The following is a 16,162-nucleotide window of genomic DNA, read 5'->3' as shown; positions in this document are numbered from 1 at the left end:
CCTCACAAGTATCGGATTTTCCCGAAATCGGGTTTCCCTTTTGGGACCAATACTGCAACGGCGCAAAACACTGTGTGGCGGGCAAGATCACTCTGCCAACAACAACGCGACTTTTCGGTCCGGGTCATTGCCTGGATCATCCAGAAGCCGAGTGTTGACAAAGCCACGTTAACAGACGGTTTACAAACCACATTTCCGGCTTGTTACCTCGATCATTCTCAAGGTTTTACTGCATAATTTTCTCCTTGCTGCACAATTTCCGCCTTAAAGCGGAATCGATTTAAGGCGGAAATTACGCAGCAGATTAAAAGTGCTACGACGTGCTTTGTGCGCTTGAAAAAACGCACGGCGCTGTAAATCGGAACCTGCTTCGCCGTGTCTGGTGAAATTATTGATGTCGTCACTGTCTGTTGCATTTGCATGGCAAATTGCTTTGCTATATCTGGACAGAGGCGGGGCAGCGAATTTTGCAAGCACGATCTGAAAGGCCTCACGTGACAGTGAAACCACCACAAAAGCGCTCGGCACCACATTTCGTCAAAGGCCCGCTTGGACCGCGCCTTCTGCGAATTGCCCTGGTTGTCGCTGTTGTTTCGCTCGGTGCTTTCGTCGCGTCACGCATTGCAGCGCCTTATATTGTGTCCAGCAGTCTGGTGCGCGGCAGTATTGAAAAGGTCGTTGGCCGGTGGAGTGGCCATGATGTGCAGATTGCTGGCACACCTGAGCTGCAATTTTGGCCGCAACCGAAAATTACGCTGGCGCACCTCACCTTGACACGCGCCGGCCCGCACTCTGGAGCGGGCAAAAATTCTATTGTCGCACAAATCGATCAACTTTCTGCGACGTTTGGTCTGCTCAATGCCGTCATGGGCCACCCGGTGTTTGATGATTTCACCCTCACCGGCGCAACCGTCCATCTTCATCGCGATCGCGAGGGCCACATAGACTGGAGCAACGGCGGGCCGCTGGCCAAGGCCATCGCCCATGTCACGGAAACCGCCGATGGTGGCCAGAGCCTGGCACAGGAAGACGACGGCACCATCGGGTCTTTCTCGATTGAAAATGGCCGTCTGGACATTGCCGACGACGCGAGCGGTCGGAAATTTGTCATCGAGGGAATTTTCTCGCAAGTCACCTGGCCAAAAATGTCATCCGCCATCAAAGGCTCTGCCAATATGGTGATTGGGGGCATGGCCACTCAGGTGAACTTTTCCTCGGCGCAGCCCCTGTTGCTGATGGGTGGGCATATGGGTCAAGCCAGCGTTTCGATCACAGCTCCCACCGTTAAAGCCAGTTTCAGCGGGCGAACCAGCCTGATGCCGGCGCGATTTGCCTCCGGCCAGATTGATATGACCATGTCCGATGTAGCAGGTTTTTTGGCGTGGACAGGCGCAGAACTGCCGGGAATGGAAGCCCTGCATACGGCATCGATCAAGGCCACGGTGACCGCAGAAGCAGACCGCGTGCGGCTGGAAGATCTGTCTTTGAGCGCCAATGAGACCAATGCGACGGGACTGGTGGATATCACGCAAGGCAAGAGCGGCAAGCCCAAAGTCAGCGGCACGCTGGCCTTCGGCCAAATGGATATTCCGACATTTCTGGCGGCATTTGCGCTTTCTGCACCCGATAGCCAAGCGGTCAACGGCAAAAGCGGCTTGCTGAACTGGCTGGAGTTTGATCTGGCGCTATCCGCTCGGCGCGCCAGCCTTTCGCAATTTACCCTGACCGATGTGGGGGCCAGTGTGTTGGCCACCGACGGTGCCATGGTGTTTGACATTGGCGACAGCACGCTTGCGGGCGGCACCATGATTGGCCATCTCGAAGGCAAGAACGGTGGCTTTGAAAACGGTGCACATCTCGATCTTTCGATCACCAATGCCGATCTCTCTGATCTTGAAAACAAGTTGGGCTTGAGCGGCCCCCTGCCGCTTGGCAGCGGCTCCTTGACTGTTTCAGTCTCAACCAAACGCGCAATCTGGCGAACGCGCCCCGAAGATATCACCGGCACCCTGAAGCTCACGGTAGGTCCGGGCCGCATCACCGGCGTGAATATGGATGGCATCCGCTCCCTTGCTGGCAATCGCTTCTTCTTCAAATTGGAAGATGCAGGAAAAGGGGATTTGCCCTTTGATAGCCTCAGCGTGACAGCTGATCTTGCCGATGGAGCCATCAATATCAGTGAGGGCAGCCTGAAAAGCACCGACCTCACCTCATCCTTCACAGGGGTCATTCCCTATGCTTTCAAGGGGTTGGCGCTTTCCACCGAAATTGTCCCTCTCCCCACGTCGTCCAGCACATCGACGGACCCATTGACGAGCACTGCGCAAAAGCCACTTCGCTTTTTTATTGCCGGCTCGTGGCCAAATCTGATCCTGTCACCGATTCAAACGCCGCTGCCGCAGGTGACAACGACGCCGTGATCATGACATAGTGTCACCGCCCGGCTGCGGCGATATGCTCATCACGCTGGCGCTGCAACTCGCGGCGCTTGGTGCCAATGGATGCGACAATCACCCCAAGGGTAACGATGGAAATAAGGATCGTACACACCGCATTGATCTCGGGTGTTACGCCCAATCGCACCTGCGAATAGATCTTGATCGGCAGTGTGGTGGCACCGGGGCCAGTGGTGAAGCTGGCAATTACCAGATCATCCAGAGACAGGGTAAACGCCAGCATCCAGCCGGACACCACCGCAGGCAGGATCAAAGGCAAGGTAATGCGGAAAAATGTCTTGACCGGCGGGCAGCCGAGATCAAGGGCCGCTTCTTCCAGACTGCGATCAAAGGTCACCAGTTTGGATTGCACGACAATGGCCACATAGCACATGGTGAAGCTGGTATGGGCGAGCATGACCGTGATAATGCCGCGATCCACCCCCATCGCCACAAACAGCAGCAAGAGCGACAGACCGGTAATCACATCCGGCATCACCAATGGCGCATAGATCATGCCGGAAAACAGCATGCGCCCGCGAAAGCGCCCGAAGCGCACCAGCGCCAAGGCCGCCATTGTGCCCAGCACAGTGCCAACCGTTGCCGCAACAATGCCAACCCTGAGCGTCACCCAGGCGGCATCCATCAGGTTCTGGTTATACCAGATCTCACGATACCATTGCAGCGAGAACCCGCCCCAGACCGTTACCAGTTTGGAGGCATTGAACGAATAAATCACCAGAATCAGAATGGGAACGTACAGAAATACGAAGCCCAGCGTGAGGACAACAGGATCAAGGCGGCTTGCTTTCATTGCACCATCCTCACACTTTGCTCTGCTGGTTCTGGAACAGGGCAATGGGCACCACCAGCAACACCAGCAGCACAATCGCCACCGCCGACGCCAAAGGCCAATCGCGATTGCCGAAAAACTCGGTCCACATGGTTTTGCCAATCATCAGCGTATCGGCACCGCCCAAAAGATCGGGGATCACAAATTCACCGGTAATCGGAATGAAGCAGATCATCGATCCCGCCAGCACTCCCGGCAAAGACAAGGGAAAGGTAATGCGCCAAAACGCTTTCCAGGGAGGGCATCCCAGATCACTGGCGGCTTCCAAGAGCGTTCCATCCATTTTTTCCAAAGCGGAATAGAGCGGCAAAACCATGAATGGCAGATAGGAATAGACGATACCAATAAACACTGCCGTGTCGGTTTGATATATATGCACCTGTTGGTCTGGCCCATAGATATGCAGGCTTTGCAAAAGCAGGGTCAACAGGCCCTCTGGCTTCAAAATCCCGATCCATGCGTAAACCCGGATCAGAAACGAGGTCCAGAACGGCAGAATGACCATCATCAACAATGTTGGCCGCAGATCCTGCCGCGCCCGCGCCATGGCGAGCGCCATGGGATAGCCAATCAACAACAGAAGCGCGGTTGAAATCGCCGCAATGCGCAAGGACGACAAATAGGATTCGATATAGAGCGGATCCTCACCCAGCATCTGGAAGTTTTCCAGATCAAGCTGAGACAGAAAATCCCACAATTTGGAAAAGCCCTCAAACACCGGGGTGTAGGGCGGCATGGCAATCGCCGTATCTGAGAGCGATATTTTGACAATGATGAAGAAGGGCGCAAGAAACAGCACCACCATCCATAGATAGGGAATGATGACGATCAACCACCGCGCAGATCCGGTTGAGGGCGAAGTAGCGGGCTCTGCCATCATCTCACCTCGTCAACAACAGACCGGCATCGGCGGTCCAGGTAAGCCAAACCATATCGCCAAAGGTAATCGGGCGATCCACCAGACGCGACACATTGGCTTGGGCCGCACGGAAGACAAAACCATCCTCTCGCTTGATGATAAACACCGAAAAATCACCGAGATAGGCGATATCCCAGACTTCGCCATAGACCGCATTGGTCACTGTTTCTGCCGGTGGATCGGTTGATATGCGCACCTTCTCTGGCCGAATGGCAAAGGCGACACTTGCGCCATCTGCCAGATCGCAAGGTTGATCAATCACAGCGGTGAAATCCGTGCCGATCACGGCACTCTGCTCTCCCCGGCATTCAAGGCGGCCCTCGACAATATTAATGTCACCAATAAAATCAGCAACATAACGGCTATTGGGTGCCTCATAGATTTCGGCAGGCGCGGCCACCTGCACAATCTCGCCCTTGTCCATCACGGCAATGCGATCAGACACTGTCATCGCCTCTTCCTGATCATGGGTCACGATCAAAAACGTCAAACCCAGCTCGGTCTGAATATCCATCAGTTCAAATTGGGTTTCCTCGCGCAGCTTGCGATCCAGCGCCCCCAATGGCTCATCCAGCAGCAGCACTTTGGGCCGCTTGGCCAGCGAGCGCGCCAAGGCCACGCGCTGGCGCTGACCGCCTGAAAGCTGATTGGGCTTGCGCTTGGCAAAGTTTTCCAGCTTCACCAGCCTTAGCATTTCTTCCACCCTTGCCTTGATTTCGGCCTTGGGCAGATTGTCCTGCTCCAGACCGAAAGCAATGTTCTTTTCCACCGTCATATGCGGAAAAAGCGCGTAGGACTGAAACATCATATTGGTGGGGCGGCGATAGGGCGGAACACCTGCCAGATCCTGCCCTTGAAGCAAAATGCGCCCCTCGGTTGGCTCTTCAAAACCGGCCAACATACGCATCAAAGTGGTTTTGCCACAGCCGGATGGGCCAAGCAGCGAGAAGAACTCCCGCTCATAAATATTCAATGTAAGATTATCGACCGCCGTGAATGGTCCAAATCTTTTCGTCACATTTTCAAAGCGGATGAACGGCACCTGCGCCGTATCTGTCCAGGGCGAGAATTTTCGTTTTACCGGTCCTAAAGTCTTGGCCATTCAGCCCCCCTTCTCGCGCGTCAGGACAATTGAAAGCGGGGCAGTTGCAGCACCGGGCGTTCTGTAAAACGAACAAAGGATGCTGCAACATCGCAGATTTTCTGCATAATTTCCTCCTGACATCGGTGTCGATGTCAGGAATTATGCAGGGTGCCCCGCTGCCATTCTTATTTACCAGTCTTGATCTGGGTCCAGAGGCGGTTCAGCACACGCTGCGCCTTTGGATCGTAAGGCGAGATGGTGAAAAGCTTCTTCATCGTAGCCTCATCGGGATAGACCGATTTATTATCAAACACATCCTTGCTGATCAGAGGCTGCGAAGCAAGATTGCCGTTGGCGTAGGACACATAGTCCGATGCCTTTGCAATCACGTCAGGCTTCATCAGATAGTTGATGAACTCATGGGCTTCTTCCACATTTTTGGCGTCTGCCGGAATCGCAAGGTTATCGAACCACATATAGGTTCCTTCCTTGGGAATCACGTATTGGATCTCAACGCCATTCTTGGCAGCTTCTGCACGGCTTTTGGCTTGGATAATATCACCGGACCAGCCGATGGTGGCGCAAATGTCGCCATTGGCCAGATCATTGATATAGGCTGCGGAATTGAACGTCTTGGCATAGGGACGGATCCCTTCATACACCTTGGCTCCCGCCTCCAGATCAGCGGTTTTCTTGCTGTCAGGATTTTTACCAATATAGTTCATGGCGATGGCAAAGGTTTCATCCGATGCATCAAGAATGTTCAGGCCGCATTTTTGCAGCTTCTTGGCATTTTCTGGCTTGAAAATGAAATCCCAGCTATCAACCTTCACGTCATCGCCAAAAATCTCTTTGATTTTCTTCACATTATAGCCAATGCCCGTGGTGCCCCACATGTAATTGATCGCATATTGGTTGCCGGGATCATATTTGGACAGGCGCTCCATGACCATCGGCCACATGTTTTTCAGGTTGGGCAGTTTGGATTTATCCAGCTTCTGAAATACGCCAGCCTTGATCTGCCGCGCCAGAAACGGAGCCGTCGGCACCACAACATCATAACCAGAGCCACCAGCCAGCAGCTTGGTTTCCAAAAGGTCATTGCTGTCAAAGACGTCGTAGACAACCTTGATGCCGGTTTCCTTGGTGAAATCTGTGAGAATCTGGGGATCAATATAATCCGACCAGTTGTAGACATGCACTTCGCGGTCGGCGGCATTGGCCGCAGAGCCGATTAACAAAGCCGTCACGGCGGCGGCAGTCAGACGGAGGATGGCGGATTTCATAAGATCTCCTGTTTAAAAGCCGCATTTGCGGCACTTTCGTTCCCGTTATTCCCACAGACTAGAAAGGAAAAATGCTGCCGACAAGCGTAAAATTTGATCACATTGCATTGCAGCCCATTTCATCACCAAAATCGGACTTAAAGAGCAATCGAAAACCCGTTATTGAAAATCAAAAGCGCTGAGGCCAGCCGTCATTTCATCCAGGCCCAATGGGCGCGTTACCGGCGCTTCTGCGCGCGAAAGACAGCCTTGACGCTCGCAAAGACGGCAGGCAGGGCCAATCTCCACCGATCTCGGCAGGCTTTCCCGATAGACAATGTCACTGGCCAAGGCCAAATCGCAGCCCAACAGCACCGCCGTGCGCCGCAACCGCTCCTGAAATGCCCCTTGCGGCCCCTCCAATGTGCGCGAAAGGGTGAGAAAAGCCGCCCCATCCGGCATCACCACCGGCTCCACCAGAATTTGCCCCGGCTGGGCAAAGGTGGCGTGAATGTTGAGCCGCGGACATTGCCCACCAAAGCTGGACTTGGGAAAACCCTGCCCGCCAGCCCTTCGAATGATATTGCCCGCGTGATCAATCTCCATCATGAAAAAACTGATGCCGACGCTGCCGGGTCTTTGCAGGCTCACCAGCCGCGCTGCCGCTTGCTCGAATGACACGCGAAAACGCGAGCGCAGCACATCAATATCATAGCGCGCCCGCTGGGCGGCTGCCAAAAACGTACCATAGGGCATCATCAGCGCATGTGCCGCATAGCGCGCCAGTTCAAACCGGGCAATCCGCTTGGCTTCGCTTGAGGTCAGCGGCAGGGCATCAAGCTCCAAACGAATATCATCGGCAAAGGCCAGCAGACAGACCTCCATGGCCACCTCGCGCAGGTGATCAAACGGCGACAGGCGCTCAGACAAAAACAGGCGCATCGAATGGCGATCATAGCGCCTGCGCAAATTGGGCATGACATGCACCGGCAGCGCCCGCACCACAATGCCATGCTGTTTGCGCAGCCATCCCTTCAACGCCCCTTCGAGATCATCACCCACATCCAGATTTGCATAAAACCCTTCCGCAGCGGCCTCAATGGCGGGAAAATGAAAGGCTCGCTCCTCCAGCACATCGCGCACCTCATCCATCGGCAGGCGTGCACCGGCCAGCGCCGTTTGATGCCCCTCGCGCGCCAAAAGCTCGGCCAGTTCAGACAGGCGCTTGGTTTGCTCGCGATAGGCCCGGTAGAGTTTCACCACCCCGCTTGCGGCATTGGGCGCGGCCTGCGCCAGCTCTACCAACTCCTGATCACCGGGAATTTCGCCCGACAGCAGCGGGTCGGAAAACACCTCACGCAGGGGGGCAGCCCCGGCACCATCGCTTTGCAGCTCTTCCAGATCCACTTTGTACACAGACGACAATTTGAGCAAAAGCTGCACGGTGAGAGGCCGCTGATTGCGCTCTATCAGGTTGAGGTAGGACGGCGAAATGCCCAGCGCTTCGGCCATGGCCGTCTGGGTAACACCCAGACCATTGCGGATGCGGCGCACCTTGGGACCGGCAAAAATCTTATGCTCAACCATCATGCCCCCACAAAAATTGACAGGACACCATTTCTAACGACGACATCCACACATTTACAATTTTTACAAATTTACATCGTCTCTTTGTGAAAGACAAGACACCCTAACCTCTTTCAAAGGCCGCAATTGCGCATTTTTCTTTCGGTTTTTCGCGGTGCATTGTAAAACAAGTCACAGAGGCAAACGGCATTACACAGCGCAAAGCACCGATGCCGCCAGACCATGATACCCAGGAGGATAGGACTATGACTGATTTTTACAACATCATCCCCACCGCCCCCAAGGGCCGTTTTGACGGCATTGAGCGCAATTACACGGCGGAGGATGTCAAGCGCCTGCGCGGCTCTGTGGAAATCCGTTATACGCTGGCCGAAATGGGAGCCAACCGCCTGTGGCAGTTGATCAATGAAGATGGCTTCGTCAACGCGCTGGGCGCGCTCTCCGGCAATCAGGCCATGCAGATGGTACGCGCTGGCCTCAAGGCCATCTACCTTTCTGGCTGGCAGGTGGCTGCCGATGCCAACACGGCATCGTCTATGTATCCCGACCAATCGCTCTACCCGGCCAATGCCGCGCCGGAGCTGGCAAAGCGCATCAACAAGACCTTGCAGCGCGCCGACCAGATTGAAACGCAGGAAGGCAAGGGCCTTTCCGTTGACACCTGGTTTGCACCAATTGTAGCCGATGCTGAAGCCGGTTTTGGCGGCCCCTTGAACGCTTTCGAAATCATGAAGGCCTTCATTGAAGCGGGTGCAGCGGGCGTACACTATGAGGACCAGCTGGCGTCTGAAAAGAAATGCGGCCATCTGGGCGGCAAGGTTTTGATCCCGACGGCAGCCCACATCCGCAACCTGAGTGCGGCTCGTCTTGCCGCCGACGTGATGGGCACACCGACGCTAATCATTGCCCGCACCGATGCTGAAGCGGCAAAACTGTTGACCTCAGATATTGACGAGCGCGATCAGCCTTTTGTCGATTACAATGCAGGCCGCACCACAGAGGGCTTTTATCAGGTCAAAAACGGCATTGAGCCTTGCATTGCCCGCGCCATTGCTTACGCGCCCTATTGCGACATGATCTGGATGGAAACCTCCAAGCCCGATCTGGAACAGGCCCGCAAGTTTGCCGAAGCCGTGCATAAGGTGCATCCGGGTAAGAAGCTGGCTTACAATTGCTCACCGTCGTTCAACTGGAAAAAGAACCTCGATGACGCAACCATTGCCAAATACCAGCGCGAGCTGGGTGCGATGGGCTATAAATTCCAGTTTATCACGCTGGCGGGCTTTCATCAGCTCAACCACGGCATGTTTGAACTGGCACGGGGCTATAAAGACCGGCAGATGGCCGCTTACTCCGAGCTGCAAGAGGCCGAATTTGCATCGGAAGCCAATGGCTACACCGCCACCAAACACCAGCGCGAGGTTGGCACCGGCTATTTCGATGCCGTCTCCATGGCAATCTCGGGCGGCAAGTCTTCCACCACGGCCATGAAGGAATCGACCGAACATGACCAGTTCCGCCCTGCTGCTGAATGAGTTTTGGGCGCTTGCGCTGATCTTCAGTTCCACCGCCGCATACAGCCTTCAGCCGCACCTGATGGCCGCGCTCAAAGCAATCCCCTCCCGATAACGGGAGGGTACCCCTTCAAGAACCCCCAAGATAAGAGGAGAAAGACCATGACCCCACAGACCCGCGTTAAAGAACGTGCCGAAGAGCAAGCCACCAGCATGAGCGCCGATCAACAAGCCATGATCCGCATGCTGGCCAATGACCTGCACCGGCTGAACCATTCCGTGATGAAAGCGGTTGAAGCTGGCGTTTCCGTGGAACTCGTCCGCTCCGCCCGCCACCACGGCGGCGACGGCAACTGGGGGGATTTGTTGATCCCCGTTGTGGTGACGCAAGGGATTGCGGCGGAAGGTGTTAAGGCAGCCTGAGGGGCGACGTGGGAGGATAGCCCGGCTGGGAGGCCGGGCTATTTTTGTTTGCGCCACAAATGGTTGCGCTCGAAGCCAAGTCCGGTATTCTCAAAATCTGTGCAGTTCCAGCAACAGGTTTTCGGATGCCCCTTCTCGACGCGACTGCGATCCATCCCATCACGCTGCCTGACGGCACGATCTATCGCGATACGGTGTATCTCAAGAATGTCATCGATCATCCCCGCATGGAGATTGGTGAGTTCAGCTACTTTACCCATTCCGGCAAATTAGAAGACACCGCGCAAATCCTTGCACCCTATCTGGGCCATGGCTGCCGCGAACGGCTGATCATCGGCAAATTCGCCCAGATTGCCAGGGGCTGCTATTTCATCACCAGTTCCGCCAACCACCCGATGAGCGGTTTCACCACCTATCCCTTTCGCATTTTCAAGCCAGAGACGTTTGGTTACAAAGACTTGCCTGTGAAAGACACGGTGGTCGGCCACGATGTCTGGATCGGCCACAACGCCGCCATCATGCCCGGCGTCACCATTGGCCATGGAGCCATCATCGGTGCCAACGCGGTGGTTGCTCGCGATGTACCAGCTTACACGGTGGTGGGTGGAAATCCTGCCCGTTTGATCCGGATGCGATACCCGGACGAGGTGATTGCCGAGCTTCTGGCCCTAGCGTGGTGGGATTGGCCCGTTGAAAAGATTGAGGCCAATTTAACGGCGCTTGAGGCGAGTGATTTGGCTGGGCTGAGACGAGCTTGAGGCAAGAGCAAAGAACCTCCGATGTGGAGCTATTTTTATAGCCCACGATTGCAAACGCACGAGAAAATCATGATGATTGAATCAATGTTATCTCGATTGAGAAATATTGAGTATTTGCATGGCGGCGAGATACTTGAATAAAACACTCAAGGGAGGCTTAATGCGGCCTAGACGTGCATCAGTCCCACCTAAAGGAAGTTAGTATTATGGCTGCCAACCTTCCGTACCTCGCCAGCCCAGGCTCAATCAAAATAGCACTCGAAAAAATTAAAACAGCTGCTACTCCCGAAAGAGTCACACAAGAGTTCATTAAAACAAAACTTCAAATTAAAGGCGGAACAGGTACCGCAATCCCACCATTTTTAAAAAAAATCGGATTGGTGAATTCAGACGGGTCACCATCGCCGCTCTACCATAAATTTCGAAACTCTAAAACTGCTGGAGCAGCTATCGCGGAAGCAATTAAAGCGGGCTACCGTGAGATGTTTGATGTTAACGAATATTGTTACGATATGAACGACATAGATCTGCAATCACTTGTGTGCCAAGTCACAGGTGCTGCGGCTGATAGCCCTGTCGCAAAGTTGACGGTCGCGACATTTAAAAACCTAAAAATCTTTGCGGATTTCAATATCGCACATAAATCTCCTGATCTGGTTCAGGAGGCCGAACCGTTTTCTAATACACCATACTCACAACCACCAACCCAAGATCGCAGCCTAGGACTGAATCTCTCATACACAATAAACCTAAATCTTCCAGCTACCACTGACCAAGCCGTGTTCAATGCAATCTTCCGAAGCTTACGAGAGCACCTGCTAAATGGCGAATAGAGAAGCGTTAGATAAAATCAAGTCGTTTGGCATGACAAATCAGATGATTGCCGAAGACTTGTCCTCCATCGAAAAAAAATTTGACATCGAAATTGGACACCTTCCTAAAATTACAGAAAATGTCGAAAACGAATACTACCCTCAACTCGACGCTGATCTTCGCGCAGAAGGCGCTAGGATGTCTAAACATTATGAGATTTTTTATAGCTTGGAGACCTCGATACGCCGTCTGGTAACTGAAACTTTTGAGGCAGACTTATCAATTTCTGACTGGTGGAACGAAAAAGTACCTGAAGCCACAAGAAATGATGTTACCCTGCGCATCAAAAAAGAGCTGGATGCTGGAGTTAGCCGACGCTCTCAAGAGCCGTTAGATTACACAACGTTTGGCGAACTATCAGTAATAATCACCTCGAATTGGAGTATATTTGGGTCCATTTTCAACAGCAAGAAGGCGATAGAGAAAGTTTTTGCCAGTCTCAATGCCCTACGAAATCCAATTGCTCACTGCTGCCCTCTTGCAGAAGACGAAGAGGTCCGACTGAGATTAACTGTACGGGATTGGTTTAGGCTAATGGAGAAGTGAAAAGAAAATCCGACACAAAACCATTTGACCAAATCACCCCCCTCCTGCCCTGCCGGGCAACTCCCCCACAGGTGTGGAGATCGGACGGGAGCACCAGCCCATATACATTGGATAGCTAGAGATTTCCGATGTTGGGGATGTCCGGCAGGACAGAGGGGGGAGTGAACGGCAGATAGGAACGCCCGTATCGGACAATATCACGTCACGGTGAAGCTTACTTTCGACCACCCGACACCACCAACTCCCTAACAAAGCCGGTTGGCACCCCGATTCCAAACAGACGAGATGACATTACGACAAACCCTCTGGAGAGATCCGGTGGATCACTCCAGAGGGCAAAGGCCGCAAACGATCAATCAAAACTCTTCCCAACTCGCGCCACTGTTGCCACCTGCCACCATTTTCTTCGCAGGCACCGCTTGGCGGGGAGCCGGGGCGGGTGTTGCGGGTTTGGTGTTGTAGGCTGGTTGTGGCTGGGTGCGGACGGGGGCGGCGGATGTGTGGGAGCCGGAGGTTCGGAACTGGCCGATCAGGGTTGCGAGGGTTTCTGCGCGGTCCGAGAGCTGGTGGCTCGCGGCATTTTGTTCTTCCACGCTGGCCGCATTTTGCTGCGTGCCTTGATCCAGCTGGGTGATGGCCTGACCGATTTCCTTGATTCCGATTGATTGTTCGCGGCTGGCCTCAACGATGGCTGATACGTTGCTGTCAATCTCCTGCACGCGCCCGACAATTTCCTTCAAGGCTGTGCCGGTCCGTCCCACGAGATCAACTCCCGCCTTGACTTGCGCGGAGGATGTGGTGATCAAATCCTTGATTTCCTTGGCGGCCTTGGCCGAGCGCTGGGCCAGTTCGCGCACTTCCTGCGCCACAACAGCAAAGCCCTTGCCTGCCTCGCCTGCACGCGCCGCTTCCACACCGGCATTCAGGGCCAAAAGATTGGTCTGGAAGGCAATCTCGTCGATAACGCTGATAATCGAGGAAATTTCCGTTGAAGAATTTTCGATTTGGCCCATGGCAGCAACCGCATCAGACACAACCCGGCCGGATTCTTCCGCCGACTGGCGCGTTTGCCGCACAAGTTCACCGGCTTCAGAGGCCCGGCGGCTGGAATCATTGACTGTCTGGGTGATCTCTTCCAACGCTGCGGCTGTCTCTTCCAACGCTGCCGCCTGTTGTTCTGTGCGCTTGGCAATTGAGCCAGAGTTATCGAGCAATTCACGGGCGGTCAGCGCAAATTCCTTTGAGGCTCCGGCAATCTCTCCCACCACCCGGTCCAGCTTGGCAACGGCACTGTTGAAATCTTTTCGCGTGCTCTCCATCGAGTGATCGAGCTCGACAACCAGTTGTGAGGTGAGATTACCATCGGCAAGTTGACCAATGGCGCCGCTCAACATGCCCACCGCCTTCATGCGCTCGGTCACATCGGTTGCGAATTTCACAATGCGATAAACCACGCCGCGCGATGAAAACACGGGATTGTAGGTGGCCTGAATCCAGACCTCTTTGCCGCCTTTTCCAACGCGCTTATAGGTATCGGCAAAAAATTCACCGGCGCGCAGCCGCTTCCAAAAGTCCTCATAGTCTTGGGAGCGAACATAATCCGCATCGCAGAACATGCGATGTTTTTGCCCCAGAATTTCGTTGCGCTCGTAGCCCATGGCCTTGCAAAAAGCCGAATTGACCTCAAGCGCCACGCCCTCGGGATCGAACTCAATCACCGCAACAGAACGCTCCAGGGCGCGCAGGATATTTTCATTGTGCAGTGAGGCAATCTTGGTGGTGGTAATATCGGCTGCGATTTTGACAACACCCACAACCTTGCCGTTTTCGACGATCGGATCATAAGAGGCTTCGATCCAGATGTCATCGCCACTCTTGCTGATGCGCCGGAACTGACCGCGATTGGCCTTGCCCGCTGCCAGATCACGCCAGAACATGCCATATTCAGGCGTATCAACCACCGCCTTCTCGACAAACATCCGGTGATGTTTGCCAACAATGTCGTGAGCAGTATAGCCCATCACTTTGCAGAAATTATCATTCGCACCTTGCACGGTGCCATCTGGGCTGAACCAGACAATAGCATGAGAACGCGAAATGGCGTTGTAATGCGATGCGGCAAGCGAATTGACAAAAGGCAAGCGAAGCATGGACCAGATCCCAAAGAGTGACGTCGCCGTGAGAATATGAGGGAAGCGTTAAACATCTATTTAAGACACTTATCATTTGTCATTTCCCGCTATAAGGGCATTCCTTTGCAAGCGAGGGGCTGGCGGATCACCTCCGCCAGTTACAGCGCCTCTCACCAAATATGGCGCACAAAGGACGCTGTAACACTTTTAATCTGCTGCATAATTTTCACCTTAAATCGATTCCGATTTAAGGAATTATGCAGTAGGCCGTTCATGGTGCAGCATCTGTGGCAAGTTCAAACCCTTCATCCAGCCAGCCGGTGATGCCGCCTGCCATGATTTTGACGGGGCGGTCGAGCTGGGCAAGGCGCAGCGCACCACGGGCGGCACCATTGCAATGGGGTCCGGCGCAATAGGTGATGAAAATCGTCTCTTCCGGCCATGCCGCCATTTTGGAGCGGACGATTTTGCCGTGCGGCAAATTTATGGCTCCCGGGATATGGCCCTTGGCAAAGAGCGCGGGGCTGCGGACATCGAGCAGCACGAAATCTGCGCCCTTTTCCAGTGCATCATGCACATCCCAGCAATCGGTTTCAAAGGTAAACTCTGCGGCAAAATGGGCGCGGGCGAGAGCGCTATCGGCGGGTGGAATTGCGGTGACAGATGAGGTCATGAGATATTCTCCTTTCACCCATTTTCTCGCAATAAACACGCCCGCTTTGCAATTGTCATGAATGACGATATACGTACAAATCATGACAAAACTGACTGGTCCTCTTGTTGTCGCCCTGCTGTATGATGGGCTGTGCACCTTTGAATTCGGCATCACTGCCGAGATTTTTGGCCTGCCCCGGCCAGAGATGGGGCCAAACTGGTATCGCTTTGCCAGTTGCGCCGTGGATGAAGGGCCGATGCGGGCGCATGGCGGCTTTGTGATCATGGCCGATAGCGGCCCGGAACTGATCGAACAGGCCGATCTGATTGTTGTTCCCGGCTGGAAGGGAGCCGATGTGCCTGTGCCGGAAGCCTTGTGTCAGCGGCTTCGCGCCGCCCACCAGCGCGGAGCGCGGCTGGCCTCGATCTGCTCCGGGGCTTTTGTGCTGGCGGCCACCGGGCTGTTGTCGGGCGGCACGGCCACCACCCATTGGCGTTACTCTGATAAATTACGGCAGGCCCATCCCGATATTACGGTGGATGATGCCTCGCTTTATCGCGCCCATAACCGCATTTATACCTCGGCGGGCAGCGCGGCGGGGATCGATCTGATGATCGATATTGTCCGGCAGGATTTTGGGGCCGTGGCGGCCAATTCCGTGGCACGTCGGCTGGTGATTCCCGCCCATCGTGATGGCGGACAGGCTCAGTTTCTGGAGCGTCCGGTGGCGATCCGGGAGGGAGCAACCATTGCGCCGCTGCTGGAAACAATCCGCACCAGCCTCAACGCTGATTGGAGCGTAGAGCGCATGGCCTTGGAATGTCGCATGGGATTGCGCACCTTTCTGCGGCGCTTTTCTGAAGCCACCGGGCAGACACCCGGAAACTGGCTTATTGACGAGCGCCTTGTTGAGGCCAAGCGCCTGCTCTGCCAAAAACAGGCCGATATCGAGAGCATTGCGCAGGCCTGTGGCTTCGGCACAGCCCACACGCTGCGCCATCATTTTCGCCAGAAAATTGGCATCAGCCCCAGCGATTATCGCGCCCGCTTCATCGCCGAACAGTCATAAGCAATTGCAACAAAAACGCCCTTGTGAGACGTCACAAGGGCGTTCAAGC

General features: G+C 54.4%; 15 protein-coding genes. 8 read left to right on the top strand and 7 right to left on the bottom strand.

Going from position 1 to position 16,162, the window contains the following annotated elements; genetic code table 11:
* Positions 1 to 494 precede the first annotated feature (494 nt).
* The gene (locus E6C51_RS08540; RefSeq protein ID WP_190235660.1) at positions 495 to 2,420 is read left to right on the top strand and encodes an AsmA family protein; all 1,926 of its coding nucleotides are present in this window, start codon (positions 495 to 497) and stop codon (positions 2,418 to 2,420) included.
* Positions 2,421 to 2,433: 13 nt separating this feature from the next.
* On the opposite strand, the gene E6C51_RS08535 is transcribed toward E6C51_RS08540, so the two are convergent.
* The 5 genes from E6C51_RS08535 to E6C51_RS08515 all read right to left on the bottom strand — a co-directional run bounded on the left by E6C51_RS08535 (position 2,434) and on the right by E6C51_RS08515 (position 8,143).
* Positions 2,434 to 3,249, bottom strand: a complete 816-nt coding sequence (locus E6C51_RS08535) for an ABC transporter permease (protein WP_190235659.1) — start codon at positions 3,247 to 3,249, stop codon at positions 2,434 to 2,436.
* A gap of 10 nt (positions 3,250 to 3,259) precedes the next feature.
* Complete coding sequence (locus E6C51_RS08530) at positions 3,260 to 4,165, bottom strand: ABC transporter permease subunit (protein ID WP_190235658.1); 906 nt, start codon at positions 4,163 to 4,165, stop codon at positions 3,260 to 3,262.
* A 4-nt stretch (positions 4,166 to 4,169) separates the two neighbouring features.
* Positions 4,170 to 5,309, bottom strand: coding sequence for an ABC transporter ATP-binding protein (locus E6C51_RS08525; RefSeq protein WP_190235657.1), 1,140 nt, complete (start codon positions 5,307 to 5,309; stop codon positions 4,170 to 4,172).
* A gap of 167 nt (positions 5,310 to 5,476) precedes the next feature.
* Positions 5,477 to 6,577 (bottom strand): polyamine ABC transporter substrate-binding protein, encoded by a 1,101-nt coding sequence (locus E6C51_RS08520; RefSeq protein ID WP_146931725.1) that lies wholly within the window; start codon positions 6,575 to 6,577, stop codon positions 5,477 to 5,479.
* Between the two features lie 159 nt (positions 6,578 to 6,736).
* The gene (locus tag E6C51_RS08515) at positions 6,737 to 8,143 is read right to left on the bottom strand and encodes a helix-turn-helix domain-containing protein (RefSeq protein WP_190235656.1); all 1,407 of its coding nucleotides are present in this window, start codon (positions 8,141 to 8,143) and stop codon (positions 6,737 to 6,739) included.
* 245 nt (positions 8,144 to 8,388) lie between these two features.
* Here E6C51_RS08515 and aceA point away from each other — a divergent pair, with 245 nt between their 5' ends.
* From aceA to E6C51_RS08490, 6 genes are all read left to right on the top strand, one after another.
* On the top strand, positions 8,389 to 9,678 hold the full coding sequence (gene aceA / locus E6C51_RS08510; RefSeq protein ID WP_190235655.1) for an isocitrate lyase: 1,290 nt from the start codon (positions 8,389 to 8,391) through the stop codon (positions 9,676 to 9,678).
* Positions 9,650 to 9,772, top strand: coding sequence for a hypothetical protein (locus E6C51_RS20210; RefSeq protein ID WP_269141821.1), 123 nt, complete (start codon positions 9,650 to 9,652; stop codon positions 9,770 to 9,772). The genes aceA and E6C51_RS20210 overlap by 29 nt, the downstream gene beginning before the upstream one ends.
* Before the next feature lie 47 nt (positions 9,773 to 9,819).
* The gene (locus tag E6C51_RS08505; protein ID WP_190235654.1) at positions 9,820 to 10,080 is read left to right on the top strand and encodes an SMc00767 family acetate metabolism repressor; all 261 of its coding nucleotides are present in this window, start codon (positions 9,820 to 9,822) and stop codon (positions 10,078 to 10,080) included.
* Between the two features lie 125 nt (positions 10,081 to 10,205).
* Positions 10,206 to 10,838: a CatB-related O-acetyltransferase gene (locus E6C51_RS08500; RefSeq protein ID WP_190235653.1), complete on the top strand. Its 633-nt coding sequence runs from the start codon at positions 10,206 to 10,208 to the stop codon at positions 10,836 to 10,838.
* A gap of 206 nt (positions 10,839 to 11,044) precedes the next feature.
* Positions 11,045 to 11,671: a DUF5343 domain-containing protein gene (locus E6C51_RS08495; protein WP_190235652.1), complete on the top strand. Its 627-nt coding sequence runs from the start codon at positions 11,045 to 11,047 to the stop codon at positions 11,669 to 11,671.
* Positions 11,661 to 12,257, top strand: coding sequence for a Swt1 family HEPN domain-containing protein (locus tag E6C51_RS08490; RefSeq protein ID WP_190235651.1), 597 nt, complete (start codon positions 11,661 to 11,663; stop codon positions 12,255 to 12,257). Before E6C51_RS08495 ends, E6C51_RS08490 begins: the two co-directional genes overlap by 11 nt.
* A 356-nt stretch (positions 12,258 to 12,613) precedes the next feature.
* On the opposite strand, the gene E6C51_RS20250 is transcribed toward E6C51_RS08490, so the two are convergent.
* Both E6C51_RS20250 and E6C51_RS08480 read right to left on the bottom strand, forming a co-directional pair.
* A complete protein-coding gene (locus E6C51_RS20250; protein ID WP_190235650.1) occupies positions 12,614 to 14,407 on the bottom strand; it encodes a methyl-accepting chemotaxis protein in 1,794 nt (597 codons plus the stop codon).
* Positions 14,408 to 14,660: 253 nt separating this feature from the next.
* The gene (locus E6C51_RS08480) at positions 14,661 to 15,062 is read right to left on the bottom strand and encodes a rhodanese-like domain-containing protein (RefSeq protein ID WP_146931743.1); all 402 of its coding nucleotides are present in this window, start codon (positions 15,060 to 15,062) and stop codon (positions 14,661 to 14,663) included.
* An 82-nt stretch (positions 15,063 to 15,144) separates the two neighbouring features.
* Here E6C51_RS08480 and ftrA point away from each other — a divergent pair, with 82 nt between their 5' ends.
* Entirely contained in the window at positions 15,145 to 16,113 is a 969-nt protein-coding gene (gene ftrA / locus E6C51_RS08475; protein ID WP_230987135.1) for a transcriptional regulator FtrA, read from the top strand.
* Positions 16,114 to 16,162: the final 49 nt, after the last annotated feature.

This window comes from Gillisella terrae (genome assembly GCF_004801395.1).
GTDB classification, from domain to species: domain Bacteria; phylum Pseudomonadota; class Alphaproteobacteria; order Rhizobiales; family Rhizobiaceae; genus Allorhizobium; species Allorhizobium terrae.
The sequence above is the reverse complement of the archived record's forward strand: the minus strand, read 5'-3'. Positions and strand labels throughout refer to the sequence as shown.

Excerpts from the sequence above, each read along its gene's own strand:
- E6C51_RS20250 (WP_190235650.1), bottom strand. The coding sequence starts at position 14,407 with ATGCTTCGCTTGCCTTTTGTCAATTCGCTTGCCGCATCGCATTACAAC.
- E6C51_RS08520 (WP_146931725.1), bottom strand. The coding sequence starts at position 6,577 with ATGAAATCCGCCATCCTCCGTCTGACTGCCGCCGCCGTGACGGCTTTG.
- E6C51_RS08480 (WP_146931743.1), bottom strand. The coding sequence starts at position 15,062 with ATGACCTCATCTGTCACCGCAATTCCACCCGCCGATAGCGCTCTCGCC.
- E6C51_RS08505 (WP_190235654.1), top strand. The coding sequence starts at position 9,820 with ATGACCCCACAGACCCGCGTTAAAGAACGTGCCGAAGAGCAAGCCACC.
- aceA (WP_190235655.1), top strand. The coding sequence starts at position 8,389 with ATGACTGATTTTTACAACATCATCCCCACCGCCCCCAAGGGCCGTTTT.
- ftrA (WP_230987135.1), top strand. The coding sequence starts at position 15,145 with ATGACAAAACTGACTGGTCCTCTTGTTGTCGCCCTGCTGTATGATGGG.
- E6C51_RS20210 (WP_269141821.1), top strand. The coding sequence starts at position 9,650 with ATGACCAGTTCCGCCCTGCTGCTGAATGAGTTTTGGGCGCTTGCGCTG.
- E6C51_RS08500 (WP_190235653.1), top strand. The coding sequence starts at position 10,206 with ATGCCCCTTCTCGACGCGACTGCGATCCATCCCATCACGCTGCCTGAC.
- E6C51_RS08535 (WP_190235659.1), bottom strand. The coding sequence starts at position 3,249 with ATGAAAGCAAGCCGCCTTGATCCTGTTGTCCTCACGCTGGGCTTCGTA.
- E6C51_RS08495 (WP_190235652.1), top strand. The coding sequence starts at position 11,045 with ATGGCTGCCAACCTTCCGTACCTCGCCAGCCCAGGCTCAATCAAAATA.
- E6C51_RS08515 (WP_190235656.1), bottom strand. The coding sequence starts at position 8,143 with ATGGTTGAGCATAAGATTTTTGCCGGTCCCAAGGTGCGCCGCATCCGC.
- E6C51_RS08525 (WP_190235657.1), bottom strand. The coding sequence starts at position 5,309 with ATGGCCAAGACTTTAGGACCGGTAAAACGAAAATTCTCGCCCTGGACA.
- E6C51_RS08530 (WP_190235658.1), bottom strand. The coding sequence starts at position 4,165 with ATGGCAGAGCCCGCTACTTCGCCCTCAACCGGATCTGCGCGGTGGTTG.
- E6C51_RS08490 (WP_190235651.1), top strand. The coding sequence starts at position 11,661 with ATGGCGAATAGAGAAGCGTTAGATAAAATCAAGTCGTTTGGCATGACA.